Annotated in this window: 26 protein-coding genes; 15 read left to right on the top strand and 11 right to left on the bottom strand. The window is 38.3% G+C overall.

What is annotated here, in order from left to right; genetic code table 11:
• Positions 1-176 precede the first annotated feature (176 nt).
• Complete coding sequence (locus FLJC2902T_RS08805) at positions 177-1,172, bottom strand: metal-dependent hydrolase (protein ID WP_023579452.1); 996 nt, start codon at positions 1,170-1,172, stop codon at positions 177-179.
• A 387-nt stretch (positions 1,173-1,559) separates the two neighbouring features.
• Complete coding sequence (locus tag FLJC2902T_RS15815; RefSeq protein ID WP_023579451.1) at positions 1,560-1,895, bottom strand: cytochrome c class I; 336 nt, start codon at positions 1,893-1,895, stop codon at positions 1,560-1,562.
• Positions 1,896-2,112: 217 nt separating this feature from the next.
• On the opposite strand from FLJC2902T_RS15815, the gene FLJC2902T_RS08795 reads away from it, so the two are divergent.
• From FLJC2902T_RS08795 to FLJC2902T_RS08780, 4 genes are all read left to right on the top strand, one after another.
• Complete coding sequence (locus FLJC2902T_RS08795; protein ID WP_023579450.1) at positions 2,113-3,015, top strand: DnaJ C-terminal domain-containing protein; 903 nt, start codon at positions 2,113-2,115, stop codon at positions 3,013-3,015.
• Positions 3,012-3,299, top strand: coding sequence for a chaperone modulator CbpM (locus FLJC2902T_RS08790; RefSeq protein WP_035677950.1), 288 nt, complete (start codon positions 3,012-3,014; stop codon positions 3,297-3,299). The genes FLJC2902T_RS08795 and FLJC2902T_RS08790 overlap by 4 nt, the downstream gene beginning before the upstream one ends.
• 226 nt (positions 3,300-3,525) lie before the next feature.
• Entirely contained in the window at positions 3,526-3,942 is a 417-nt protein-coding gene (locus FLJC2902T_RS08785) for an OsmC family protein (protein WP_023579449.1), read from the top strand.
• Positions 3,943-4,195: 253 nt separating this feature from the next.
• Complete coding sequence (locus tag FLJC2902T_RS08780) at positions 4,196-5,455, top strand: aminotransferase class I/II-fold pyridoxal phosphate-dependent enzyme (protein WP_023579448.1); 1,260 nt, start codon at positions 4,196-4,198, stop codon at positions 5,453-5,455.
• 310 nt (positions 5,456-5,765) lie between these two features.
• On the opposite strand, the gene FLJC2902T_RS08775 is transcribed toward FLJC2902T_RS08780, so the two are convergent.
• Both FLJC2902T_RS08775 and FLJC2902T_RS08770 read right to left on the bottom strand, forming a co-directional pair.
• Positions 5,766-6,884: a hypothetical protein gene (locus FLJC2902T_RS08775; protein ID WP_023579446.1), complete on the bottom strand. Its 1,119-nt coding sequence runs from the start codon at positions 6,882-6,884 to the stop codon at positions 5,766-5,768.
• A 2-nt stretch (positions 6,885-6,886) separates the two neighbouring features.
• Positions 6,887-7,837 carry a transporter gene (locus FLJC2902T_RS08770; RefSeq protein ID WP_023579445.1) on the bottom strand — a complete coding sequence of 317 codons (951 nt, stop codon included), beginning with the start codon at positions 7,835-7,837 and terminating at the stop codon, positions 6,887-6,889.
• 129 nt (positions 7,838-7,966) lie between these two features.
• Here FLJC2902T_RS08770 and FLJC2902T_RS08765 point away from each other — a divergent pair, with 129 nt between their 5' ends.
• The 4 genes from FLJC2902T_RS08765 to FLJC2902T_RS08750 all read left to right on the top strand — a co-directional run bounded on the left by FLJC2902T_RS08765 (position 7,967) and on the right by FLJC2902T_RS08750 (position 12,471).
• Complete coding sequence (locus FLJC2902T_RS08765) at positions 7,967-8,230, top strand: DUF4834 family protein (RefSeq protein WP_035677945.1); 264 nt, start codon at positions 7,967-7,969, stop codon at positions 8,228-8,230.
• 102 nt (positions 8,231-8,332) lie between these two features.
• Positions 8,333-10,762, top strand: a complete 2,430-nt coding sequence (locus tag FLJC2902T_RS08760; protein ID WP_023579443.1) for a YfhO family protein — start codon at positions 8,333-8,335, stop codon at positions 10,760-10,762.
• Positions 10,763-10,820: 58 nt separating this feature from the next.
• A complete protein-coding gene (gene crcB / locus FLJC2902T_RS08755; RefSeq protein ID WP_023579442.1) occupies positions 10,821-11,192 on the top strand; it encodes a fluoride efflux transporter CrcB in 372 nt (123 codons plus the stop codon).
• A 1-nt stretch (position 11,193) separates the two neighbouring features.
• Complete coding sequence (locus FLJC2902T_RS08750; RefSeq protein ID WP_023579441.1) at positions 11,194-12,471, top strand: glycosyltransferase family 4 protein; 1,278 nt, start codon at positions 11,194-11,196, stop codon at positions 12,469-12,471.
• Positions 12,472-12,536: 65 nt separating this feature from the next.
• On the opposite strand, the gene FLJC2902T_RS08745 is transcribed toward FLJC2902T_RS08750, so the two are convergent.
• Together FLJC2902T_RS08745 and FLJC2902T_RS08740 are read right to left on the bottom strand one after the other, a co-directional pair.
• The gene (locus FLJC2902T_RS08745) at positions 12,537-13,238 is read right to left on the bottom strand and encodes a hypothetical protein (protein WP_023579440.1); all 702 of its coding nucleotides are present in this window, start codon (positions 13,236-13,238) and stop codon (positions 12,537-12,539) included.
• A 472-nt stretch (positions 13,239-13,710) separates the two neighbouring features.
• The gene (locus FLJC2902T_RS08740; RefSeq protein WP_023579439.1) at positions 13,711-14,106 is read right to left on the bottom strand and encodes a VOC family protein; all 396 of its coding nucleotides are present in this window, start codon (positions 14,104-14,106) and stop codon (positions 13,711-13,713) included.
• A 112-nt stretch (positions 14,107-14,218) separates the two neighbouring features.
• Here FLJC2902T_RS08740 and FLJC2902T_RS08735 point away from each other — a divergent pair, with 112 nt between their 5' ends.
• A complete protein-coding gene (locus tag FLJC2902T_RS08735) occupies positions 14,219-15,406 on the top strand; it encodes a M28 family peptidase (protein ID WP_023579438.1) in 1,188 nt (395 codons plus the stop codon).
• 128 nt (positions 15,407-15,534) lie between these two features.
• On the opposite strand, the gene FLJC2902T_RS08730 is transcribed toward FLJC2902T_RS08735, so the two are convergent.
• Both FLJC2902T_RS08730 and uvrA read right to left on the bottom strand, forming a co-directional pair.
• Positions 15,535-16,149, bottom strand: a complete 615-nt coding sequence (locus FLJC2902T_RS08730) for a porin family protein (protein ID WP_035678093.1) — start codon at positions 16,147-16,149, stop codon at positions 15,535-15,537.
• 378 nt (positions 16,150-16,527) lie between these two features.
• Positions 16,528-19,314, bottom strand: a complete 2,787-nt coding sequence (uvrA, locus tag FLJC2902T_RS08725) for an excinuclease ABC subunit UvrA (RefSeq protein ID WP_023579436.1) — start codon at positions 19,312-19,314, stop codon at positions 16,528-16,530.
• Positions 19,315-19,633: 319 nt separating this feature from the next.
• Here uvrA and FLJC2902T_RS08720 point away from each other — a divergent pair, with 319 nt between their 5' ends.
• Together FLJC2902T_RS08720 and FLJC2902T_RS16385 are read left to right on the top strand one after the other, a co-directional pair.
• Positions 19,634-20,218, top strand: a complete 585-nt coding sequence (locus FLJC2902T_RS08720) for an RNA polymerase sigma factor (protein ID WP_023579435.1) — start codon at positions 19,634-19,636, stop codon at positions 20,216-20,218.
• Positions 20,219-20,271: 53 nt separating this feature from the next.
• Positions 20,272-20,415 carry a hypothetical protein gene (locus FLJC2902T_RS16385; protein ID WP_023579434.1) on the top strand — a complete coding sequence of 48 codons (144 nt, stop codon included), beginning with the start codon at positions 20,272-20,274 and terminating at the stop codon, positions 20,413-20,415.
• A 103-nt stretch (positions 20,416-20,518) separates the two neighbouring features.
• Here FLJC2902T_RS16385 and FLJC2902T_RS08715 read toward each other — a convergent pair whose 3' ends face one another.
• Positions 20,519-21,193 carry an endonuclease III domain-containing protein gene (locus FLJC2902T_RS08715; protein WP_023579433.1) on the bottom strand — a complete coding sequence of 225 codons (675 nt, stop codon included), beginning with the start codon at positions 21,191-21,193 and terminating at the stop codon, positions 20,519-20,521.
• Positions 21,194-21,356: 163 nt separating this feature from the next.
• Between FLJC2902T_RS08715 and bcp the strand changes: the two genes are divergently transcribed.
• Positions 21,357-21,812, top strand: a complete 456-nt coding sequence (gene bcp, locus FLJC2902T_RS08710) for a thioredoxin-dependent thiol peroxidase (protein ID WP_023579432.1) — start codon at positions 21,357-21,359, stop codon at positions 21,810-21,812.
• 83 nt (positions 21,813-21,895) lie between these two features.
• On the opposite strand, the gene FLJC2902T_RS08705 is transcribed toward bcp, so the two are convergent.
• Positions 21,896-23,359, bottom strand: coding sequence for a hypothetical protein (locus FLJC2902T_RS08705; RefSeq protein ID WP_035678091.1), 1,464 nt, complete (start codon positions 23,357-23,359; stop codon positions 21,896-21,898).
• A 95-nt stretch (positions 23,360-23,454) separates the two neighbouring features.
• Here FLJC2902T_RS08705 and FLJC2902T_RS08700 point away from each other — a divergent pair, with 95 nt between their 5' ends.
• Genes FLJC2902T_RS08700 through FLJC2902T_RS08690 form a run of 3 tightly spaced genes read left to right on the top strand, consistent with a single transcriptional unit; the run spans position 23,455 to position 25,275 of the window.
• On the top strand, positions 23,455-24,219 hold the full coding sequence (locus tag FLJC2902T_RS08700; protein ID WP_023579430.1) for an MBL fold metallo-hydrolase: 765 nt from the start codon (positions 23,455-23,457) through the stop codon (positions 24,217-24,219).
• A 2-nt stretch (positions 24,220-24,221) separates the two neighbouring features.
• Complete coding sequence (locus tag FLJC2902T_RS08695; RefSeq protein ID WP_023579429.1) at positions 24,222-24,725, top strand: hypothetical protein; 504 nt, start codon at positions 24,222-24,224, stop codon at positions 24,723-24,725.
• A gap of 46 nt (positions 24,726-24,771) precedes the next feature.
• The gene (locus tag FLJC2902T_RS08690; protein WP_023579428.1) at positions 24,772-25,275 is read left to right on the top strand and encodes a hypothetical protein; all 504 of its coding nucleotides are present in this window, start codon (positions 24,772-24,774) and stop codon (positions 25,273-25,275) included.
• Between the two features lie 167 nt (positions 25,276-25,442).
• Here FLJC2902T_RS08690 and FLJC2902T_RS08685 read toward each other — a convergent pair whose 3' ends face one another.
• Entirely contained in the window at positions 25,443-26,084 is a 642-nt protein-coding gene (locus FLJC2902T_RS08685) for an alpha/beta hydrolase (RefSeq protein WP_023579427.1), read from the bottom strand.
• Position 26,085: the final 1 nt, after the last annotated feature.

Genomic DNA, 26,085 nt, shown 5'->3' with positions numbered 1-26,085 from the left:
TGAATTAACTGCTGAGAGTTATTTCAACTCAGTCTGAATTGAATCGTTTGAGGAAGTGATTCGGATAAGGAAACCTGAACAATAATAAAAAAATCTTACAAGTTTTGTTCTTTTTGGAATTCGTTGAGAACTGTGTCTTTGAATAATGACTTAAAACGATTTGCGTAATGGAAAGGCTAATTTCCCTGTAGCCTGATAAATATTCTTTTCAGCAATGCCTTACCATCCATTTTGGATTTCGGAACTTCAACGGCTTTCAGTCCTTGCGGAGAATCGACAAACTGATAACTGAAGGCAAACTGTAAATCGTCCGGATTGTCGTTCAAAAGTCCGAAACGAAGGTCGTTAAAGTATACCTTTTCTTTGTTTTGAGTCACAAGGTACCAGCCTTCGCTGATGACCTGTAGCTTTTTAAAGTCGGCATTATCTTTTAAGGAAACCTCCAAAGCGGTGTTTTTAGGATAGTTGGTAAATGCTACAGGTTGTGTGTCGAAAAGTGAATAATCACCCAAAAGATATCCTTCTTTGGTGGCTACATTGGCGTTCCAAAGGATAAGGTTAAAAGCCGATGGTTTCACCATAATTTCATTATAAGTAATGTTTTGCGTTGCCAAAGCCTTTTCGAATTTGTGAAGCGCATACAATTTGATGCCGAATGCCAGCAACAAATATCCCGTGCTGAGAAACAAGCATCTGCGAGTATATTTAGTTCGAAGTTCATTGTTTTTGGTACGCCAAACCATGATTAAAAAAACCATGAACGGTATAGTATAGAGCGGGTCAATTACAAAGATGCTGTTCAGGGAATAGCGGTAGGGCAGCGGCCACAGTATTTGGGTGCCCCAGGTGGTGCACATATCCAGTAATGGGTGCGTGATCAGGCACCAAAAGGCCATCCGGGAAGCTGTTTTAAAGGATATCCGTCGCTTTTCGATCCGAGCGATCAGCCATCCCAATATTGGGGAAAGAAACAAAATAAACAGTAAGGAGTGACTCATTCCACGGTGAATCATCATGGCGTCTAAGGGATTGAGGAATTTACCCACGACCACATCCAAATCGGGGATAGTGCCCAATATGGCGCCATAAACAAATCCACGGTTTTGAAGTTTTTTTCCGGCACATACTTCGGCTACGGCAATACCTAATACTATTTGGGTGAGTGAATCCATGGTACAAAGGTAAAAGGAATTACAGAATAATTTTGACAAAAAGACTGTGTGTAAGGTGGGATTTAAAACGGGAAGTACTGAAACGGGTTCCGTTTTTCACAGCTTCATCCGGAACTTGTGTCAGGATGTCATATAAAAAGAAGAAGATGCTGAAAACGAGTTCAATATAAGAACGTTATTTCTTCGTATAGCCTTTTTGCGTTAGGGATAGAGGCAGCATCCTTTTGCGGAGTGTAACGGAGTAAAAGATAGAGCCGAAAGCCCGACCTCGTTGCTCAACAGAACTTCTTGTAAAAACAGAAAGACATTCTGCAACGAGGGAACGCCCTCAAAAAAAAAACCGTCACTTTGCGGGTAACGGATTTAAGATAATCTCATATCTATTCATTATTTCTTATGACCATTCATAGTAATAACATATTTGAGGATTAATTCCTGATTTTTTTCATCGATGGCATTAGGGTGTTTTTTGTTTACTTTTTTCACCATCCCCGGAACGATTTTTTGCCATTGCGTTTCGGTAAATTTAGTTGGGTTTTTCAGTTTGTGGCATTCGACACAGTGTTGTTCATACATTGCTTTGCCCTGATTCAGCTCTTCCAGGGTGTAATCAGGATATTTTGACTGCATTCTGTCGACATCAGGCTGAGTTGGAGTCACCAATTTTACAGCACAGCTTGTTATTATTAAAGCTGCAGATAAGGTAAGAATGATTTTTTTCATGGTTTTTGGCTGGTTTTGTTGTTAATCAAAATCTGTTGGTATTATAAAAATACTAAAAATTGTACAAACCAGTGATTTTCAGTTCATACTATTTAAAAAACTAATTGCATATCGTACGGAAAAACCGTATAACTTTAAAACCGTGTCGTTTATCGTAACACTTTGATTTAGAATATGTAAAGTTGTAAATTTATAAGTCAGATAAACAATTAGGTATATGGCTTATATTGACTATTATGCCGTTTTAGGTGTTCCGAAAACCGCTACTGCCGAAGAAATAAAAAAGGCTTATCGCAAACTCGCCAGGACGTATCATCCCGATGTGAACCCTAACAAAGAAGAAGCGGCCCATAAATTCAAGGAAGTTAATGAAGCCAATGAGGTGTTAAGTGATCCCGAAAAACGAAAAAAATTCGACCAATACGGTGAACATTGGGAACACGCCGAACAGTATGAGGAAGCCCGACGACAGCAACAAGGCGCTGGTGGCGGAGGATATCAGTACCATCAGGGTGCGGAAGGTTTTGATGATTATGAAGCCTTTTCGGATTTTTTCGGTTCCATGTTCGGTAAACAGGGAAGGACGAAGACTAAAGGGTTTAAAGGGCAGGATGTTTCGGCAACGCTGCATTTAAAGTTAACGGACATTCTTATCACTCAGAAACAGGTGCTGGAGGTAAACGATAAAAAGATACGCATTACCATTCCTGCTGGTGTGGCTAACGGACAAACGATAAAGATTTCAGGCCACGGCGGTAAAGGGTATAATAACGGACCTAATGGCGATTTGTACATTACGTTTGACATTGTAAACAACACTTCTTTTGAAGTGAAAGGCAACGACTTGTATACTTCTGTTTCGATCAGTCTTTACGATGCTCTTTTGGGTGGGGATGTAATTGTAGAAACCCTTAGCGGAAAAGTGAAAGTACCCATTGCTCCCGAAACAGAGAACAACAAAAAGGTAAAACTGCGGGGAAAAGGGCTGCCGGTTTATAGGAAAGAAGGGGAATTCGGGGATTTGTATGTTACTTATTCAGTAGTGCTTCCCAAGCATTTATCCGACAAAGAAAAAGAACTCTTCGAGCAATTACGTAACATAAGAAAACAAGAGTCATGAGTGAACAAATTATAAAAATATCCGTTATTACTTTTTGTGAATATCATCAGATAGAACCCGATTTTGTATATGCATTACAGGAAAGCGGCCTTTTGGAATTACAGAAAGAGGAGGAAGAATTATACCTTATGAACCAACAGATCGATGCTCTGGAAAGGTACATTCGCATGCATTATGAACTGGGAATTAATCTCGAAGGACTGGAAGTTATCACCCGTTTACTGGCTCAAATGGAGGAGATGCAGACGGAGTTGAATATTTTGAAGCGGAAGTTTGGGGAGTGAGGAGAGGCGAGAGGCGAGAGGCGAGAGGCAAGAGGCGAGAGGCAAGAGGCGAGAGGCAAGAGGCGAGAGAATAGAGGCGAGAGAATAGAGGCGAGAGAATAGAGGCAAGAGAGAAGAGACAAGAGACAAGAGACAAGAGACAAGAGACAAGAGAATAGAGAATAGAGCTTATTGCCTATAGCTTATGGCGTACAGCTTATAAAGTTTAACCAATCATTTATAAATTATGAAATTCAACAGAAGAGCGAGCGCCAACTGGAAAGGCAGTGGCATGGAAGGTAAAGGTACCCTTACCACGCAGAGTACTACTTTAAACAATACCCAATACTCGTTTAAATCCAGATTTGAGGAAGGTGTTGGAACAAACCCCGAAGAACTTGTGGCAGCGGCACATTGCGGTTGTTTTGCCATGAAATTAAGTTTTTTGCTGGGTGATGCGGGTTTCGTGCCGGAAGATTTAAGTGTTGATGCCAAAGTTACTTTTGAAGACGGAGTGATTACGCACAGCCATCTGGATTTGAAAGCAAAAGTACCGGGTATCAGTGATGAGGTGTTTCAGAAAATTGCTTCCGAAGCCAAGGAAACCTGTCCGATATCTAAATCGCTGAGGGCTGAGATTAGTCTGACTGCAGGCTTGTTTTAACAGGGGGAAATCAAACCCAAAACTATATAAAAGCAAAAAGCCGAGGTGGAGCCCCCGACTTTTAAGTTGAACGTGTAACCACATTTCTGTGCGTTCGGGTACAAAAGTAAGACAATCTTTTGGATATCCTACTATTTTTATTAAAAATTCGAAATATAATCTGATGGCATCTATTTTTAAATTTATTATGATAGGAAAGTAGAAATAGTTACTTTTGGTGCGATTAAAAATCAGAATTATACACTTTTGAATTATGGTTAAGGATTTATTTGAAAGAATACAAAACAATAAAGGTCCGTTAGGTAAATGGGCTTCACAGGCAGAAGGTTACTATGTGTTTCCTAAATTGGAAGGTGAATTAGGACCAAGAATGAATTTCCACGGAAAAGAAATTCTAAACTGGTCAATTAATGACTATTTAGGTTTGGCAAACCATCCTGAGGTGCGTAAAGCAGATACAGATGCAGCAATGCAATTCGGTGCGGCTTATCCGATGGGTGCGCGTATGATGTCCGGTCACACAAAATACCATGAGCAACTTGAAAATGAATTGGCAGCTTTCGTGATGAAAGAAGCGGCTTATTTATTGAATTTCGGTTATCAGGGAATGGTGTCTATTATTGATGCTTTGGTAACTAAAAATGACATCATTGTTTACGATGTGGATTCTCACGCTTGTATTATCGATGGTGTTCGTTTGCACATGGGTAAGCGTTTTACTTATAAACACAACGATTTGGAAAGCATGGAGAAAAATCTTCAGCGTGCTACCAAAATGGCTACAGAAACCGGAGGCGGAATCTTATTCATTACAGAAGGTGTTTTCGGAATGCGCGGTCAGCAAGGTAAGCTGAAAGAAATCGTTGCCATGAAAGAAAAATACAACTTCCGTTTGTTGGTAGACGATGCGCATGGTTTCGGAACGCTTGGTAAAACAGGTGCCGGAGCAGGTGAGGAGCAGGGTTGTCAGGACGGAATTGATGTTTACTTCTCAACATTCGCAAAATCAATGGCAAACATTGGGGCTTTCGTAGCTGCAGATCAGGATATCATCGATTATTTGAAATACAATTTACGTTCGCAAATGTTCGCAAAAGCACTGCCAATGATTCAGACCATCGGTTCTTTGAAGCGTTTGGAGTTGTTGCGTAACTCTTCTGAAATTAAAGACAAACTTTGGGTAAACGTAAATGCGTTGCAAAACGGATTGAAAGAAAGAGGATTCAATATCGGAGATACCAATACGTGTATCACTCCGGTTTATCTTGAAGGATCTATTCCGGAAGCAATGGTGATGGTGAATGACCTTCGTGAAAATTACGGTATTTTCCTTTCGATTGTAGTATATCCTGTAATTCCGAAAGGCATTATCTTATTGCGTATGATCCCTACAGCATCTCATACGTTAGAGGATATCGAAGAAACGCTTGCTGCTTTCGAGGCTATTCGTGAGAAATTGGTAAACGGAACTTATAAACAAATTGCGGAACAAACTACGGTAGACGTTTCGTAATTATCTGATATTTCAATGATTAAAAAAACCATCCGTTTTTTCGGATGGTTTTTTTATTTTATAACATTGAGTGATTTTTTTCGTAAACTGATTGAGAGGTTTCATAAACCAAAAGGGAGTGTTCGGAAGTTTGGCGGAACAGTAACGATGTTTTCGGTCTATATTTGAACAAAATTAATGATGATGAAGACCCTGTTTAAAAATGATCGCACCGAAACCATGTTACTTATAGTGTACGCAATTCTGATTGTGTTGGTGCTGATTTCATTTTTATAGCCTTCCCTAATTACCGCTTTCGCTGAACAGGCAGCTAAATATCCATTCTGTAGGTTTTTCGACGTTTATGAATTTTCGGGTCGAAATTTTTCCAAAGATTATGCATGGCGTTATTTTCCAGTAATTCAGGAGTTCGGATAAACTTTTTGATTTTTTTCTCTTTGAAGACTTTATAAAAATCATCAAAAATGATAGCGGTTACTCCTTTGTTTTGATACTCTGGGTGTACGCCGATTAAATAGAAAACCACTTCTCTGGAATTCTTTTTCGCATTTAATAAATGTAGAAACCCAAATGGGAACAATTTGCCTTTTGCTTTTTGTAAGGCTGTTTCATAGGATGGCATTACAATGGTAAAAGCAACCATTTTATTGTTGCTGTCGACAATGAATTTTATGTATTCCGGATTAATAAAGCTTACATATTTTTTCTTGAAGTATTCCTTGGTTTCATCATTTATGGCAACGAAAGATTGTAAACTGGCGTAGGCTTCATTGAATAAGTCGAACATCTGATCCACATAAGGAAAGATGTCTGCGTTTTTTTTGAAATGAAGTGTTTTTAGTCCGTAACGCTCTTTGATCATTTTACTGGCACGCTGAAAAGGTGCCGGGTTGATGGCATCCATGGTGAACCAGCTTTCGTAGAATTCTTTTTCGGTGACCATTCCCAGTTTTTCAAAATGTTCCTTATAATAAGGCATGCTGTACCAGGAAATCATAGTTCCCAATTCGTCAAAACCTTCGGTTAAAACACCCACTTTGTCCAGATTTGAAAAACCCATCGGACCTTCAATATGATCCATGTTGTGTTTATGGCCAAGTTCCTGTGCTTTTCCCAATAGGGCTTTGGTTACTTCGATGTCGTCTATAACATCAAACCATCCGAAGCGTACTTTCTTTTTGCCTAACAGATTTACTTCGTCCCAGTTGATGATTGTGGCAATTTTGCCGGCAATTTTATTGTCTTTGTAAGCCAGATAAAAATGAACTTCCGCATTTTTAAACGCCGGATTTTTGGTGCGGTCAAAACCTTCCAGTTCATCGGCAATTATTGGCGGAATCCAATAAGGATTGTTTTTAAAAATTTCAAAGGAAAATAATACAAACTCCTTTAGTTCTTTTTGGGAACTGACTTCTTTAATTGTAATCATGGTTATTTAACTTCGTCGGAACGTTTTTTCTTTTCTTCTTCTACTTTTTTGGCTTTCGAATCTCCCTTAACTTCTTTTCCGTCTTTAATTTCAATCGGTTTGTAACCTTTGTCAAAACGCCATGAGAATCCTATAGCTCCGGTGAAAATGGAAGGTGTGTTTTTAATACTGGTTCCCAGGGAAGCGTCAATCTGCATGTTTTTCTTTATCAGATAGGCCGCGCCTCCGCGAAAAATACAATCGGCATACCAATCACTTTTGTATCCTTGATTTTCAAAGAAAACAGACCAATTTTGATTTATACCACGACTCAATGTTAAAATATAACCGTAGCTCGGATAATCAGTGGTGAACTTGTCGGCGATAATATTTGTGGTTAACACGGTTCGGCTTCCAAAGTGATTTTGTAATAACAGCATTACTTTCGGACTGAATTTAGGATCAGTAGGAAAGGTATAAGGATTATCACCTACATTAAAATTGGCACCGACATACCCACCAATAGCGGGTAATAAGGTTCTCCATTTAAATTTTTTATTGGCTTTCCAGCTGTAGATGTTCACTTTTTCTTTATAATTTTTCCAAGGATCATAAAATAAGTATTTTGCTCCAACAGTAAGTTGTTTGAATCCGTTTCGGTTTTCGTCTATAACTGGAGAAGTATAATTGTCGGTTTGGTACTGCATTTCGGCAATAAGCTCCAACTGCTCAAAAAAAGCACCGTAACGCAAGGCTAAATCCAATCCGAAACCTTTTGCTTCCCATTCCTGTAGGTTGTGCTTTTCTTTAATGTAATAGATGCCAGATTCTGCCTGAATTACTTTTTTGCCTATTGAAAAGGCACCAAAAGATTCTCCGGGGCGGTTGGAATTAATTTCATCGGTATATTGAGCAAATGTAATTCCTGAGGTAAAGAGCAATAAACCAAGAAGTTTCGTTTTAAATTGGAGCATGATTGCGTATTTTGTTTAAATTACGATAGGTAACAGTTGACCAAAAATAGTTAATTTATTATTATTTTAAGAAACAGATTTTATTTTTAAATGTAGCTTTGCTTAAATTTGACAAAATTTAGATTTAGGATGGAAACAGCATCACTTACAGGTTTGATAAAAGCCTTATTCTGGATACTCTTTATATACTATGCGTTAAAATTCGTAATGCGATTGTTAGCACCTTACTTTTTACAACAAGTGGTTAAGAAAGCCGAAGAGAATTTTAAGCAGCAACAGCAAAATTACCAGCAGCAGCAGTCGCAATCAAATACGCAATCATCTTCTCACGCCGAAATGCCGAAAGAAAAGAAGAAAGTTGGCGAGTATATTGATTTTGAAGAAATTGAATAGTTTAAATTAAAACGAATAACGGCCGAGTTATTCGTTTTCTTTTTTTAAAGGGTTTTTATTGTTATTTTAGCCTGATTTTTAAGCGAACAGAAGCAGAATAATATGAAAAACCTGAACAAGATTTACCCTTATTTGTTAGTCGTAATCGGCTTTGCAGTAATTTCCATACTCTATTTTTATCCGGTAATGCAGGGTAAAAAAGTATATCAGAGTGATATTGCCCAATACACCGGAATGGCAAAGGAGCAAAACGATTTCAGAAAAGAAACCGGAGAAGAACCTTATTGGACCAACAGTGCTTTTGGTGGAATGCCTACCTATCAGTTGGGAGCGAATTATCCGCATAATTATATCAAACAACTTGATAATTTTATTCGTTTTTTACCGCGTCCTGCGGATTATCTGTTCCTTTATTTTATTGGATTTTTCATTTTGCTGAAGTCTTTAAAAGTAGACAATCTCAAGGCCTTTTTTGGGGCACTTGCTTTCGGTTTTTCCACTTATATGATAATTATTCTGGGCGTTGGACACAACGCCAAAGCCCATGCGATTGCCTATATGCCGATGGTAGTGGCGGGTGTAATCATGGTGTATCAGAAACGATATATTGCTGGTGGATTGCTAACAATGATAGCTGTTGCTTTTGAAATAAATGCAAATCATTTCCAGATGACATACTACTTGTTGTTTTTATTATTGATGATTGCAGCATTTTTCATTATCCAGTACATCAGAAACAAAGATTTCAAAAGTATCGGAATCACCTCGGGGATATTTGCTTTAGCCGCTGTTTTGGCTATAGGGGCCAATGCAACGAACTTAATGGCAACGACCGAATATGCCGATTTCAGTATGAGAGGCAAAAGCGAGCTGACTTTCAATCCGGATGGCTCTAAGAATCAGACAACGTCATCAATGCCATATTATTATATCACGGAATACAGTTACGGAATAGCAGAAAGTTTAAATTTAATTTCACCACGTTTATTTGGTGGTTCGAATAATGAAAATGTTGGGGAAGATTCACCAATGTATGAATTTGTATCAGGACAAGGCGCTTCTCCAACAGAAGCAAAAGAATTCGCTTCATCGGTGCCAACCTATTGGGGAGATCAGCCTATAGTTGCAGCTCCCGCTTATATCGGAGCCATTGTTTTCTTCTTGTTTGTACTTGGCATGTTCATCGACAAACGAAAAATTAAGTATGCCTTTTTAGGTGGTGCCATTTTATCGCTACTGCTTTCCTGGGGTAAAAATTTCCCGATGCTGACCGATTTCTTCATTGATTATGTACCTATGTACGATAAATTCCGTGCTGTTTCCTCTATTCAGGTAGTATTGGAATTATGTATGCCAGTGATGGCTATTTTAGGGCTGCAGGCCTTTTTTAAAGCGGAGGAAAAAGAACGATTTAGAGGTTTATGGATGTCGGCAGCAACGGCATTGGGTGTTTTTGTGTTGCTTTTCATTTGTAAAGGAATGTTCAGTTTCAGTGGTGGAAGCGACAGTATGTATCTGCAGGCCTATGGCGAAATGGGAGGTCCGTTCGTACAAGCGTTAAAAGAACAGCGTCAGGCAATGTACACGTCCGATTTAATGCGTTCGGGAATATTGATTCTGTTGGCTGCAGGAACGCTTTGGTTCTTCATCAAAAATAAGGTATCGGAACTTACAGCCATAATCATCGTTGGTGTTTTAATGGTGGGTGATTTGTTCTTCGTAGATAAAAATTATGTCAACAATGATAGTTTCATTTCTGCCCGTCAAGCGGATATTCCGTTCGAACCGACTCCGGCAGATCAACATATTTTACAGGATACGGCACACTTTCGTGTTTATGAAATAGAAGGCAGACTGCAGGCCAGAACATCCTATTTCCATAAATCATTATCAGGTTACAGTGCAGTAAGACCAAGACGTATTGAGCAGTTGTATGATTATCAGATAGAAAAGAATAATATCAATGTACTGAACATGCTGAATGTGAAATACATCATTCAGAAAGACGAGCAAAGACAAGACGTACCGATGGTTAATCCGAATGCCAACGGCAATGCTTGGTTTGTGAATGAAGTCAAGTTGGTGAATTCAGCCGATGAGGAAATGAAAGCACTGGATAAACTGGATACAAAGAAAACTGCAATTGTGAACCAGAAAGATTTTGCAGGGGCAGTGAAAACGACTTTGTTCGCAAAAGACAGTTTGGCAACCATTCAGTTAAACGTTTACAAGCCGAATTATTTAAAATATACGTCAAACAATACAAATGCTGGATTGGCTGTTTTCTCGGAAATCTATTATCCGAAAGGATGGATTGCAACAATAGACGGTAAAGAAACTGATATTTTCTGCGCCGATTACGTGTTGAGAGCGATTAACGTTCCAGCCGGAAAACACACGATCGAATTCAAATTCCAACCGCAAGTAGTTAAAACCGGAAGTATGATTTCACTATTCAGTTTTATCGGAATGTTGTTATTGCTTGGTTTTGGTGTTTTTGCTGAGATGAGAAAGAGAAAAGAGCAGAAGTAGGGGCGAGAAGTAAGAAGCAAGAGATAAGAAGCAAGAGACAAGAAAAAGCGAAAAAATATTGAGAACGATTCTGTTAATAGCATTGGGTGGAGGTTTAGGCAGCGTTTTTCGTTACCTGACTTCTCAATTTGTGAATCGTTTTTTTCAGTTGTATTTTCCGTATGCTACGTTTATTACCAATGTTTTAGGTTGTTTTCTGATCGGATTGTTTTTGGGATGGTTGGAGAAAAATGATGTTACGCATCCCGATCTGAAATTCTTTCTGGTAACAGGATTTTGTGGAGGTTACACGACTTTTTCAACTTTTTCAAACGAAAATGTCCAGTTGTTTCAGGCAAATCAATCGGGAACCGCTTTTTTATATATCGGTTTAAGCGTGGTTCTGGGATTGGCAGCTACCTGGGGCGGATTGATGATTTCTAAACTATAATATGAAAAAAGTACTCATTATAACATATTACTGGCCACCCGCAGGCGGTCCCGGCGTGCAGCGTTGGTTAAAATTTGTGAAGTACTTGCCGGATTTTGGTATCGAACCCATCGTTTACATTCCGGAGAATCCGACCTATCCTTTATTGGATGAAAACTTATCAGGTGAAGTTTCCGAAAAGGTGACCATCCTCAAAAAGAAAATCATTGAGCCGTATGCCTGGGCTTCGGTATTTTCAAAAAAGAGTACTGAAAAAATCAGTTCCGGAATTATTCCGAATAAGAAAAAGCAATCGTTCCTTCAGAAGATGCTACTTTGGGTTCGGGGAAATCTGTTTATCCCGGATGCCAGAGTTCTGTGGGTAAAACCATCGGTGAAATATCTGAAAAAGTACATTCAGGAAAACGGAATCGAAACCATAATCACGACCGGACCACCACACAGTTTGCATTTGATAGGATTGCAATTAAAGCAGCAATGCAATGTAAAATGGATCGCCGATTTCCGTGACCCGTGGACAACCATCGGTTATCATAAAGAACTGAAATTATCGGCTTCCTCTGAAAAAAAACATAAAAAATTAGAATCGGAAGTAATGAATTCAGCCGATTTTCTGTTGGTAACCAGTCCGACGACCAAAAAGGAATTCGAAGCCATCACCTCAAAACCGATTCATGTAATTACCAATGGCTATGATGTTGAGAATATTAGCCGACAACCGTTGGACGAAAAATTCACTGTAGCGCACATTGGTTCGTTTTTATCGGAACGAAACCCAAGGGTTTTATGGAAAGCTTTGAACGAGTTGATTCAAGAAAACGACAGTTTCCAGGCCCGCTTCGAATTGAAACTGATCGGTGCTGTCAGTCAGGAAGTTTTGGATACGATTTCCGAATTTAAATTATCAGAATATGTGAATAATCTCGGCTATGTTTCGCATCAGGAAGCATTGGAACACCAACGAAAATCACAGGTTTTACTGCTTATTGAAATTGATTCAGAAGCCACGAAAAGCATCATTCCGGGGAAATTATTTGAATATATGGTTTCCGAACGACCAATTCTGGCTATCGGACCTAAAGACGCCGATTTTTCTGTAATCCTCAAACAAACCAATACCGGTGTTTTTGCGTTGTACGATGAAAAAGAAAAAGTAAAAGAAATTCTTCTGAATTACTTTAATTTGTATTTAGAGAACAATTTAAAAGTGTATCCGGTAGGTTTACAGCAGTACAGTCGCAAGAACCTGACTAAAGAACTGGCCTCGTTATTGCAATAAAAAATCCCGCATCACATCTCTGCTCTGCGGGATTCTAACTAAACTTAACCAACCAAATTTATTAACTATGTTCTTTTGTTTTTCTCAATTAGAGATTGTTCGTCTTTTTTAACAGTCTCGATTTCTTCTTTGCTCATTTTGGCTTTTGTTCCATCAGCTTTATAGTAGTAGTAATCGTCTTCGTTATAGCCTGAACCACTATCGTATCCGTAATCCATGTTGTCATAACCTCCGTTTCCGTTGTATACATAGGGAGAGTACAAATATGCATGGCTCCATCCGTTTACATAACCGATCACATCGATGATATGACCTCTTCTATCGTACATGATTCGCAGACCGCCTACTTGAGATAGCGCAAAACTGTTGTATCGCATATACACTGAACCCACGCGTTTTACCCTGTTGTACCCGTCGTAGTTGATAAACACGTTGCCTACGCGTCTTACTCTGCCAAAGTTATCGTGTTCCACTCGAACGCCATAGTTTGCGGGACCGTAATGAGTACGTACACCTGGTGCACCGTAAGTGGCATTTGCACTTTCGCGTCTTGGACCTGATGGACGGGTGTTGAAATCAAATTGTCCGTCTGGAAAAACATAGAATTCGATTCCGCGTTCCATGAACATAATAGGTTCTGCATTTCTGTAATCTACAGTGTGGCGGGGACCTTTTCCGTTTGTATCAGAAAAAACAGGGTTTTCTGACGCATGAGCCATACTTCCTACCAGAAGTACACTGGCTACTAAAAGAGTAATTTTCTTCATAATACAAAAATTTAATAGTTTACCTACTCGTATCGTTTTTCGGCATTCACGCTTCTGATTTTATTCAGATTTTGATTTGATAGGTAGTATCCAATATGCGTGCCAAAAATTAGGAACATCTTTGCTGAATTAGTAGTTTTGTATGTATGTTGCTGAAAATCAGGTTTGAAAAATGATAAAAAGTTTCCCTTCCTTTTTTGAAATGAGATTGCTATTTGATTTTAAACATTGAAAATAGCACAATGAGAATTTAATTGCCGCAGATTCGCAGATTTTCACATTGGTTTTTAATCTACAGATTTACGGTTTATTGGTCTCCAACAAAAGTATAACACTACGCACTTTTAGAGTTTTACTTTTCAAGTTCTAAAAACTTAACCACGAATTACACAAATTTTCACAAATTAATTCGTGCTAATTTGTGTAATTCGTGGCAAATATAAGCATCGCATTCCTGCAAAATAGGAGTGGTTTATTTTATTTTTTCCGCGAAAGCGATAATATGCCCGTCCGGATCGGAAAAATAACAAACCCGGTCGCCCCAATCCCGATCTTTGATCTCACTGATGATTTTCGCACCTGCTTTGACCGCATTTTCAAATTCAAACTGAATATCCTCGATATGAAAATACAATTCACAGCGGGGGATACCGTTCCCTTTTTCCGGATGAGGCGTTTTATCGGTTAAGATTTTTGCAATTCCGGCATTGGGCATTAATCCGATTTTTAAGTTTCCAGAAAGTGTAAATTCAGTCATACCGGGAACTTCCAGTGAAGGTTTTGTTCTGAAAATCGTTTCATAAAACCGGGAGCTTACCTCCTGATTGTGCACGTAAACAATGAATTCTGATGATAGTATTTGCTTCATAAATGATTTTAACGAGATTGAATCGAAAAATATAAAAAAATATCATCAATTAGTTAAATTTTTATAAATTCGTGAACCAAAACTAACTGACTTAACTAAAACTTATTGTAAAATGAACTTTTTAAAACAGAAAACGATACTGTTTTTATTGGTGATATCCGGTCTGCAAATCACCACAGCGCAGACCTTTATCCAACGATACGCTGATGTGGCCAATCAGACATCACAAGCCAATATTACAAACAACCTGACAGAGTATGAGGCTCTCGGTGTGAAACGGAGAGGAACCCAAGCCTTACAAAATACATTGAATTGGTTAAAAAACAAATATTTGAGTTATGGCTATACCGCCGGTCAGATGACAGAAGATAGCTTCGCCAACTCCACCTACACCTGTAAAAATTTAGTCCTGACAAAGATAGGAACAGTTTATCCAAATACATATGTAATTGTTTGCGGACACTACGATTCTATTACCGGAACTGGAACAAATGACAATGGCAGTGGCGTGGTTACGATACTGGAAATTGCACGTTTGCTGCAGAACATCCCTACGGAATATTCCATTAAGTTCATTAATTTTAGTGGGGAAGAAGATGGTCTTATAGGTAGCCAGCACTATGTGTCCTCTGTTGTAAACGGAACGAATCCAAAGATGGATATTCGTTTGGTTTTTAACATTGATGAAGTGGGAGGAAGAGCTGGAATGACAAACAATAATATCACATGCGAGAGAGATACCGGAAGTCCAACGAGTAATAATGCGACTTCAAACACGATGACGAATGAGTTAATTACGTGCGTTGGATTATATTCCCCGCTAAGCACTACATTATCCTATGCTTATGCCTCCGATTATATGCCTTTTGAAAACAATAATGAAATCATTACCGGATTTTTCGAAACCAACGAAACACCTTACGCACACACAGTAAATGATTTGCTGATAAATATGGATCCCGTATATAATTTTAACGTTGCCAAAGCTGCAACGGGTGCCATGTTGCATTTTGCCCGAGCGAGTACAACGTTGGCAAGCGAGACATTTAATACCGATTTCCAAATCAGTTTCTTTCCCAATCCGACAAAAGGGAAGCTGAATATTAACCTGGGAACGCTAAAGGAGAATAATTACACTTTTTCACTCATCGACATTCAGGGGAAAGAGGTTTATAAAGACTCAATTTCCAATGCGAAACAAATAGAAACTATAGATGTTTCCAGTTTCAGCAAGGGTGTTTATATGGGTGTTTTAGAAACTGAAAAAAACAGAATCACGAAAAAGATTGTCATTGAATAATACGTTTCTGCCTTAAGAAAGATTTTTTTGAGGAATTTTGACTAACCTGTCAATAAATAAAACCCATATAAACCGTCTGATTTAAAAACGGTGCATATGGGTTTTTTTGTATGTTTTGGAATTGAAAATTAGAATCTGATTCCTAAACCGATTTGGAATACAGAGTTTTTAATATCATCTCCTTCTCCGGTATCACCTATTTGAGTTAAACCGGCCTGGTATCTTGCATTAGCAAAAACAATATCCGATAATTCATAGTTCATACCGAAACCTAATCCGAAATCGGTGGATTTTAATAAATCATCCATGTCTTCACTTCCTGAAACGATACTGGATTTGTATTTTATTTTAGAATTAGCTAAAAAGCCAACGTATGGTCCTGCTTCCAATGAAAATTTATCAGCTACTTTATATTTGAACATTACCGGTACATTAATGTAATTTAATTTCATAGTAAGATCAAAATTATACCCTTCAATATTTTCTTCAGCTTTAGAACCCTGAGTGGAATACAATAATTCCGGTTGGATTGATAATTTATCAGCTACCGGAATTTCAACAAACAAACCGGCATTAAATCCAACATACATATTGGCATCACCGGCATCATCACCAACTATGTTGGCTAAATTCAGACCTGCTTTGACCCCGTAACTCACATCAGAAGTGTTTTTTGCTTTTTCCTGTGCATTTGCAAAACCAATAGTTAATACTGCTGCAACAGACAATACAAATTTTTTCATTTTATTGTTTTTAAAAATTTTCGCAAACGTAAGAAAAAATACCAAAATCTTGTTTTTTTTATGATAAAATCTTGCAGATTGTTGCAAAAAACTCGTAAAAAATTGTCTTAATTTTCGGATTAGTATGAGGTGTTAATTGTAATAATTTGAAGTACAGTTAATTGCTGAACAGGGATAGTTCTTTCCTCTGAAGTTTGATTACTAATAATCTGTCTGTATGTTCCCGATAGTGATGAAATCGGACTTTCCAATCACCGAAACAGAATCGAAAATGAGCTGTCAGTTATAGGGAGTTACAACTTTTGAGAGAAAACAAAATATTAAAAACCGGATCCAATCTGAGTTGTATCCGGTTAATAGTTCATAATTAAATTTTTTCTACAGTTTTTCTTTCAGATATGTCCCTGTAACGGATTTGGCATTTTTGGCAACTTCCTCCGGTGTACCGAAAGCAATCAGGTTTCCGCCGTTTTCGCCGCCTTCCGGTCCAATATCGATGATGTAATCGGCACATTTAATCAAATCCAGGTTGTGTTCGATCACGATAATGGAATGTCCTTTTTCAAGCAAAGCATCAAACGAAGCTAATAATTTCTTGATATCGTGGAAATGCAGTCCGGTTGTAGGTTCATCAAATACAAATAAGGCTTTTTCCTTGGTGGTACCTTTCACTAAAAAGGAAGCCAGTTTAATACGCTGTGCCTCCCCACCGGAAAGGGTAGAAGAGGATTGTCCCAATTGAACATATCCCAAACCAACATCCTGAAGAGGTTGTAATTTCTGAGTAATTTTGGTCTGATTATTACTGTTGAAAAACGCTATGGCATCATCAATGGTCATCGTTAGGATGTCATCAATGTTTTTGTTTTCGTAATTGACTTCCAGAATTTCCTTTTTGAAGCGTTTCCCACCACAGGTTTCACATTCCAGATGCACATCGGCCATGAATTGCATTTCAATGGTTACTTCACCGTCGCCTTTACAGGTTTCACAACGGCCGCCTTCCACATTAAACGAAAAATGTTTCGGCTGATAACCACGCATTTTCGACAATTGTTGTTTCGAGAACAGATCACGGATATCGTCATACGCTTTGATGTACGTCACCGGATTGGAGCGCGAACTTCTTCCAATCGGATTCTGATCGACATATTCAATGTGTTTTACATGAGAATAACTTCCGGCTAGTTCGGTAAACTGACCCGCTTTTTCACCAACACCTTCCAGTTTTTTCTGAATGGCAGGGAATAATATTTTTTTTACCAAGGTACTTTTTCCGCTTCCCGAAACACCGGTAATCACCGTCAGGCATTCTAACGGGAACGTAACATCAATGTTTTTTAAGTTGTTTTCACGAGCACCAATAACATCAATGTGATTTTTGAACTTGCGGCGTTTTTTCGGAACCTCTATCTGCATTTTACCGTTGAGATATTGTGCTGTGAGGGTCTCTTCTTTCAGAATTTCAGCATAGGTTCCCTGAGCGACCAATTCACCACCCAACGTTCCTGCTTCGGGACCGATGTCGATAATCATATCGGCCGCTTTCATGATGTCTTCATCGTGTTCCACCACAATTACGGTATTCCCTAAATTGCGCAAATCTTCCAAAACTTTTATAAGTCGTTCGGTGTCTTTCGGATGCAATCCAATACTCGGTTCGTCCAGAATATACATGGATCCCACTAAACTGCTTCCCAAAGATGTGGCTAGATTGATTCGCTGTGATTCTCCCCCGGAAAGTGTAGCCGAATTTCGGTTTAACGTCAGATAATTTAATCCGACTTCCTCCAAAAAGCGCAAACGGTTATTGATTTCGATTAAAAGGCGTTTGGCTACTTTTTCATCGTATTCGGATAAGGTTAATCCTTTAAAAAACTCGATTAGGTTTTTGATCGGCAAATCCACCAGATCCGAAATGGTTTTTCCGCCCACTTGTATGTAATTGGCTTCCGGACGCAAACGTTTTCCTTTGCAGACATTACATTTTGTTTTTCCGCGGTAACGCGATAACATTACGCGGTTCTGAATTTTATAGTTTTTCTCTTCCAATTCCTGAAAGAAAGCGTCCAATCCTACAAAATAGCTGTTTCCGTTCCAGATCAAAGCTTTTTGTTCGTTTGATAATTCGAAATAAGGTTTGTGAATCGGGAAATCGAAATGATGGCTGTTGTTCACCAACTGATCTCGGTACCAGCCCATGCTTTCGCCACGCCAAGGGTAAATGGCATTTTCATAGACGGAAAGTGCGGTGTTCGGTACTACCAATTCCTCATCAATGCCGATTACATTTCCGTAGCCTTCACATTTTGGGCAAGCGCCATAAGGATTGTTAAAACTGAAGAGGTGTACGTTAGGTTCCAGGAATGTGATTCCGTCCAATTCAAAGTTATTACTGAAAACAAAACGCTTTTCCGAATTTAATTCCTGAAGATAGCATTCGCCTTTTCCTTCGTAAAAAGCGGTCTGAACAGCATCGGCCAATCGGTTGTAAAATTCCTCTTCCTCTTTTACCACAATTCGGTCAATGATTAAGAGCACGTCTTTGTTATCCAGTGAATGTTGGTCGATTTCATCAAGGCGAACCATTTCATTGTTAACCAAAATACGTGCAAAACCTTGCTGCAGCAGTACTTTAAGTTTGTCTTCCAGTGCTCTGCCTTCCTCTAAATGAATAGGGGAGAGTAGCAGCCATTTACTTTCCAAATCGAAATTTTTAACTTCGAAAATGACATCACTAACCGTATGTTTTCTGACTTCGTTACCTGAAACTGGTGAAAAAGTTTTCCCAATTCGGGCATATAATAATTTCAGATAATCATAAATTTCAGTAGAAGTCCCAACAGTAGAACGTGCATTGGTAGTGTTGACTTTCTGTTCAATGGCAATGGCAGGAGCAATCCCTTTGATGTAGTCCACTTTGGGTTTGTCCAGTCGTCCTAAAAACTGACGGGCATAGGAAGACAAACTTTCAACGTAGCGGCGTTGTCCTTCGGCATATAGGGTGTCGAAAGCTAAACTTGATTTTCCGGAACCCGAAAGCCCTGTGATGACCACAAGTTTATTTCTCGGAATCGCCACATCCACATTTTTAAGGTTGTGAAGTTGTGCTCCTTTAATGATAATATTTTTCTTTGGTTCTAATGTTGTGATGTCAGTCTTCATGGAAAAATGTCGGTGAATTGCAAAGATAACTAAAAACCGATTTTTAATGAATTTGTTTCGGGATTATTAATGTATGTGTTAAACTGTGTTTTTTTTAATAATAGTCACTTTAAAATAGCGATATGCTTTTTTTGAGGTCGTTTTAATGAGGATATTGCATTTTTAAATGTTAAAATTTAAGGTATTATTTGTAGGATTGAAATATTTATTGTTATATTTGGTTCAGATTAATTCATAAAATAACATTGCCTATCGTATAAAAATACTTTTTAGAGATTACCAGAATCTATTCCCAAACCAAAAACTAAAAGGTATTATTATGGCTAATGTTGTACTTCCGGACGCAGTCCTAGTGAAAAATTATGTAGGCGGAGATGAAAATGCTTTAGCTACATTGATCGAGAGACACCAATCGAAAATTTTCGGGTTTATTTATTCCAAGGTAATGGACAGAGACGTTACCGAGGATATTTTTCAGGACACTTTCATTAAAGTCATTAAAACTTTAAAGACGAAAAATTATAACGAAGAAGGTAAGTTTTTGCCGTGGGTAATGCGTATTTCCCATAATCTTATAGTGGATTATTTCAGAAAAACTAAAAAAATGCCTTTCAACCGGGATACAGAGGAGTATTCTGTTTTTTCCCTCATGACGGATAACAGTCCGAATGTAGAGAGCAGAATAATCACGGAACAGGTTGAGGTTGATTTGCAGCGTTTGATAAACGAATTGCCGGACGATCAGCGCGAAGTTTTAGTGATGCGAATTTATGACGATTTGAGTTTCAAAGAAATTGCGGATTTAACGGGTGTAAGCATCAATACAGCCTTAGGCAGAATGCGTTATGCTTTAATGAACCTGAGAAAAGTTATCGAAAAAAATCAAATTATTCTAACCAATTAAACAATATTTATATCAGGATTGCGTTATTGTTTTATAATCAAAATATAAAGGCAATGGCAAAACTCTACTCTAAAAAGAAAAAAGCAACTCCCGAAATGGCACCTAAAAAGGACACAGTAGACTTTTTGCTCAGCTATTCTAAAGCATTGAGCATAACTAAGATAGGTGATTTAACTTTTGAGAATATTGCTAATTAGGAAAATGTCCCGGGAAAGAGATTTCGGGACATTTTTTATGGTTAAAAAATTTAGCCACGAATTCATGAATTAAAATTTGATAATTCGTGACTAATTCATTTCTTTATTTTAGAGTTTTGAGTATCTGTTTTTGTTTATAATAATCATCCAAAACCGATTTTCTCCCAACGGTTTTTGTGATGATGTCCTTTTCCAAATCCCAACCACGTGCAGGCGAATATTCCCTTCCGTACCAGATAATCTGGAGATGTAAATCATTCCATAATTCGCGCGGGAAAATTCGTTTGGCATCCTTTTCTGTTTGCTGAACATTTTTTCCTGTGGTTAAATTCCATCGGTACATCAATCTATGAATATGGGTGTCAACCGGAAAAGCCGGTACGCCGAAAGCCTGGCTCATCACTACGCTTGCCGTTTTATGTCCCACAGCCGGTAATGCTTCAAGGTCTTCAAAACTCTGCGGAACTTCCCCGTTGTGTTTGTCGATTAATATTTGTGATAAACCGTAGATACCTTTAGATTTCATAGGTGAAAGTCCGCACGGTTTTATGATTTCCTTGATTTCTTCCACCGAAAGTTTTACCATATCATACGGATTATCGGCTTTTGCAAAAAGTAGAGGAGTAATCTGGTTCACGCGAACATCCGTACATTGTGCCGAAAGTAAAACTGCAATCAGTAGAGTGTAGGGATCTTTATGATCAAGAGGAATCGGAATTTCCGGATAGTATTGGTTTAAAGTATCAATTACAAATTGCACTTTTTCGTCTTTTGTCATAGCGGTTTTACAAATATCAATTACGAATTGCGAAAATAAGTTTTCTTAGTCGATAAAACGCAATGAATAAGGAAAACCGCTAAATTTAGCTTAGCACCATAGTACCTTAGTGCCTCGAAAAAACTTTGTAACTTAGCCACTCAGAAACTCAGAAACTATCAAAATGACAACATTACAAAAAGGAGATAAAGCACCCAATTTTTCAGGACTAGATCAAGATGGGAAATTGCATTCGTTAACGGATTATGCCGGAAAAAAACTGGTGGTTTTCTTTTACCCGAAAGCCAACACACCGGGATGTACCGCAGAAGCCTGTGATTTAAGGGATAATTTTGAACGTTTTCAGGTAAATAATTATGCGCTTTTGGGTGTTAGTGCTGACAGTCAGAAAGCACAAGGGAAGTTTAAAGATAAATTTGATTTCCCGTTTCCGCTTTTAGCTGATGAAGATAAAAAAGTGATTGAAGCCTTTGGGGTTTGGGGACCTAAGAAATTTATGGGAAGAGAATTCGACGGGATTCACAGAACCACCTTTGTAATTGATGAAAAAGGAATCATCGAAGAAGTGATTTCCGCAGTGAAAACCAAAGTACACGCAGCTCAGATTTTAGGGAAGTAGTTTAGTGGTAAGTAATCAGTATTGAGTAATCAGTGTTCAGTTTGCGTACTGCAGGCTGAACACTGATTGCTTAATGCTTCAAGCTAATTCTTCTGTTCTTCTATAAGTGTTTTTTCGTTGTATCCGAAAAGATGGTTTTTCTTGATCAATCCTGCAATACCTTCCGGAAGCATGTCTTCCCAGCCTTCTTTACCCTTACTGATCATTTTTAATACTTCACGGGAGAAGATTTTAAGGTGATCTTTGTCGAAATCGGTTATGTCCATCACTTTTCCGTTGTAGGCAAAGAATTTGTACAGTTCTTTCATACGCGGATGTACTTTCAGGTTTTGGGAAGTTATGATTTCTCCATTTTCGTCTTCCATCGGATATAAAAATACTTTTAAATCACGATAGAATAACTTACCGAAAGCTTCCAGAATTCCTCCACTTAAATGGCGGTAATATTTTTCGTCGAAAATATCAATCAGGTTGCTTACACCCATCGCCAATCCCATACGGGCCTTGGTATATTCGGAGAAATATTCCACTACTTTATAATATTCCTGGAAGTTGGAAATCATAACGGTCTGGCCTAAGGAACAAAGCAATTCAGCTCTGTCCATAAAGTCAAGTTCATCGATTTCGCCTTCAGAACGTAAATTGGATAGTGTAATTTCAAAAACCACCAGGGCATTTTCTTTTTCGACTTTCTTTTCCTGAAGGAACATTTCCAGTGATTTCTCATACATGTCCATGTTTACTTTCGTAACCGGTCGGAAACTTCCTCGTAAGGCCAAAATGTTTTTCTTGTATAAAACGGCAGCCGGAAGCACGTTTTTCCCGTCCGGGCCAAACATAACCGCATCTGTCATTCCGTTTTTAACCAATTGTAAACTCATCAATCGGTTATCCACGTCTTTAAAACGCGGGCCGGAGAAGTTAATGGTATCGATTTCCAATTGGTCTTTATCCAAATGGTCGTATAAATAACGCAGTATTTTTTTAGGATCGTTGTATTTGTAAAACGCGCCATAAATAAGGTTAACTCCTAAAATACCAAGTGTTTCCTGTTGTAATTTGGAGTCGTTTTCTTTAAAACGAATGTGTAAAATGATTTCGTTGTATTCTTCATTCGGTTCTACCTGAAAATTGATTCCCACCCAACCGTGACCTTTAAACTGTTTGGCAAAATCGATGGTTGCTACAGTATTCGCATAACTGAAAAACATTTTATCAGGATGCTTTTCACGATCCAAACGTTCTTCAATCAGGCGGGTTTCATGGGTAAGCATTTTGCGCAGACGACTTTCGGTAACATAACGGCCGTCATCTTCCACGCCATAAATGGCATCACTGAAGTCTTTGTCGTAGGCAGACATTGCTTTTGCAATGGTATTTGACGCGCCTCCGGCACGGAAAAAATGTCTTACGGTTTCCTGTCCCGCACCAATTTCGGCAAATGTACCGTAAATGTTTCTGTTGAGGTTTATTCGTAATGCTTTATCTGCAATAGCCGGTATAACTTCAATCTCGCGATCTCCTTTTAATACGATTTCGCTGCCTATGTTCTTCATAATTCCATTATATATTGACAAAGTTAACAAAATAGCTATTTTTACAAAAGATAAATAATCCTATTTTTGTAAAAATCATAACTATTTTGAAAGTATATTTTTTAGGAACCGGAACTTCACAGGGTATTCCCGTAATAGGAAGCCATCATTCGGTGTGTTTAAGCAGTGATTTTAAAGACAAAAGATTGCGGGTGTCGGTTTGGATCCATTGGGAGGGATATTCTTTTGTGATTGATTGCGGTCCTGATTTCCGCCAGCAGATGTTAACCTCCAATTGTCATGATCTGGACGGAATCCTCTTTACACACGAACATGCGGATCACACAGCGGGTCTGGATGATATACGGCCTTATAACTTCAAGAAAGGTCCTCTTCCCATATTTGCAGATAAAAGAGTGATAACGAGTCTTAAAAGACGTTTCGATTATATATTTGAGACAGAAAACAGATATCCAGGTGCTCCGTCGGTAATTGTAAATGAGATTGAAAACGATAAGCCTTTTGCAATCGGAAATAAAACAGCGGTACCGATTTTGGTATGGCATGGCGATTTGCAGGTTTTTGGTTTCAGGGTGGATGATTTTGCATATTTAACCGATGTGAAAACGATAGATGCACACGAAATTGAAAAATTAAACGGTGTTAAGGTATTGGTAGTCAATGCGCTCAGGGAAGAACCGCATGCCACACATTTTAATTTGCAGGAAGCGTTGGATTTTATAGCTTTGATACAGCCTGAACGCGCCTATCTGACACACATAAGTCACCTGATGGGTTTCCATGAAGAAGTCGCAAAAAAATTGCCGAAAAATGTATTTTTGGCCTATGATAATTTAGAAATTACTATTTAAAAATGAAAAAAGCAGTTTTATATTTATTTATTTTATCCTTGTTGTTTAACGTGTTTCAGTATATGAATTCCACAAAAATTCTGAAAACTCAAAGCAAGGAAATTGAAAACGCAAAAGCGAAAACCAAAATGGTAAGGGATTCTTCCGATATTATTTACAATCAGATGGTGGATGCCAATTATTTCTCACTGGAAATGGATGATGAATCCATAAATTATTTTGAAAATTACAGTATTCCTGAATTGACGGAGAAGATAAAAAACGAATTATTGTCATTAAATGAGAAACCTAACGGAAATCCGTTGATTCCGTATGATCCGATTGACGGCAATAAATTCATTATTAACAAAATTAAAATTTTAAATCACCGTTGGATTATTGCTGATGTGTATAGCGGACAGATTCGTGGTGAAATTTTAATTAAATATTTTGTCAACGATAATAAGCCGACCGATTTTGAAACCATGGAGACAATTTTGCATCCCAAAAATGTTCCGGTACAATAATTTTATAGTAAATTAGCTTCTAGTATCCTTCTTAAATAATGATGACATGAAATCAGTTTTATCAATAATCCTGACAGCTTTACTGCTTACCTCCTGCGATTTTATCTTTAAGGATCATTCCAAAGATGATGAAATCGTCTTGGAGCAAAAGCCTGTTGTTTTGGGTACTGATAAAGACGAAAAGGGTTGTGTCACCTCGGCCGGATATATGTGGTCGCAAACTAAAAACAGGTGTATACGTGTATTCGAAGAGGGTTTCCGACTGACACCTTACAACACCGTTTCGGATTCTACAGAGGTTGACGAGGAACAGGCGACTTTAAACGCCTATGTTGTTTTTAATGAAGATAAATCGATAGCCGAATTGTTTTTACCCGACGCTAAAAATTCCCTCTTATTAAAACGGGAAAGTGAAGGGAAACCATATGTAAAAGCCGATTGGATGCTGGAAGCCTGGAAAGGATATGTGCTTAAGAAAGGCAATCAGGTTCAATATGTTTCGGCTGTTGCGGTAGAAAAGAAAATAACCGGCAGCGATGTTGGTGAATAAAAAAAGCTCCATTTTTTTGGAGCTTTTTATTTATGTGAAAAAATAATTTAACCGCAGATTTAAGGATTATCCTGATTAATCTGTGTAAATCATTTAAATTTGTGGCAAAATAAATTTACATTTTGTTGATTAAGGTATGCAAAAGCATTGAGGTCAATAATAGTTTATTATTCCAGCCAGTTTTTAAAATCGAAGAAATTCTGTGGTGCCACACCATGACCAACCGGATATTCTTTATACACAACATCCAATCCTAAATCTTTTAAATACTCGGGTGCTTTTCGTGCCCAGTCCACAGGAATTACCTGATCCGCAGTTCCGTGGGAAATGAAAAATTTCAGTTTGCCAATGTTGTTGTTTTGGAAGTTCTCTTTCACGATATCCAAATTCAGATAACCACTTAAAGCCACCACACGCTGTACTTTTTCCGGATAGGAAAGTGCTACCGAATAACTTAAAATCGTACCCTGACTGAAACCAACCAATGTAACGTTATTCGCGTCAATCGGATAATTTTCCACCAATTCGTCGATGAATGCTGCAATCAAATCGCGGGAAGCCCTTGCTTCGTCATTATCGGAGAATTTGTTTTCATCCGTATCAAAGTGAATTGCATACCACGCATTGCCATAAGGCGGAAGCGGGTAGGGAGCACGGGCCGAAATCACAAAATAGTCCTCCGGTAATTCCTGTGCGAAGGAGAATAAATCTTCTTCGTTACTGCCATAACCGTGCAATAATAATAAAAGCGGATTTTTCTCTTTTTTTAGTTTTGGTTCTCTAACGAGATGATATAAGGATAAATTCATG

It is taken from the genome of Flavobacterium limnosediminis JC2902, from assembly GCF_000498535.1.
In the GTDB taxonomy this organism is placed as follows: Bacteria; Bacteroidota; Bacteroidia; order Flavobacteriales; family Flavobacteriaceae; genus Flavobacterium; species Flavobacterium limnosediminis.
This window is presented reverse-complemented; position numbering and strand designations above follow the sequence as displayed.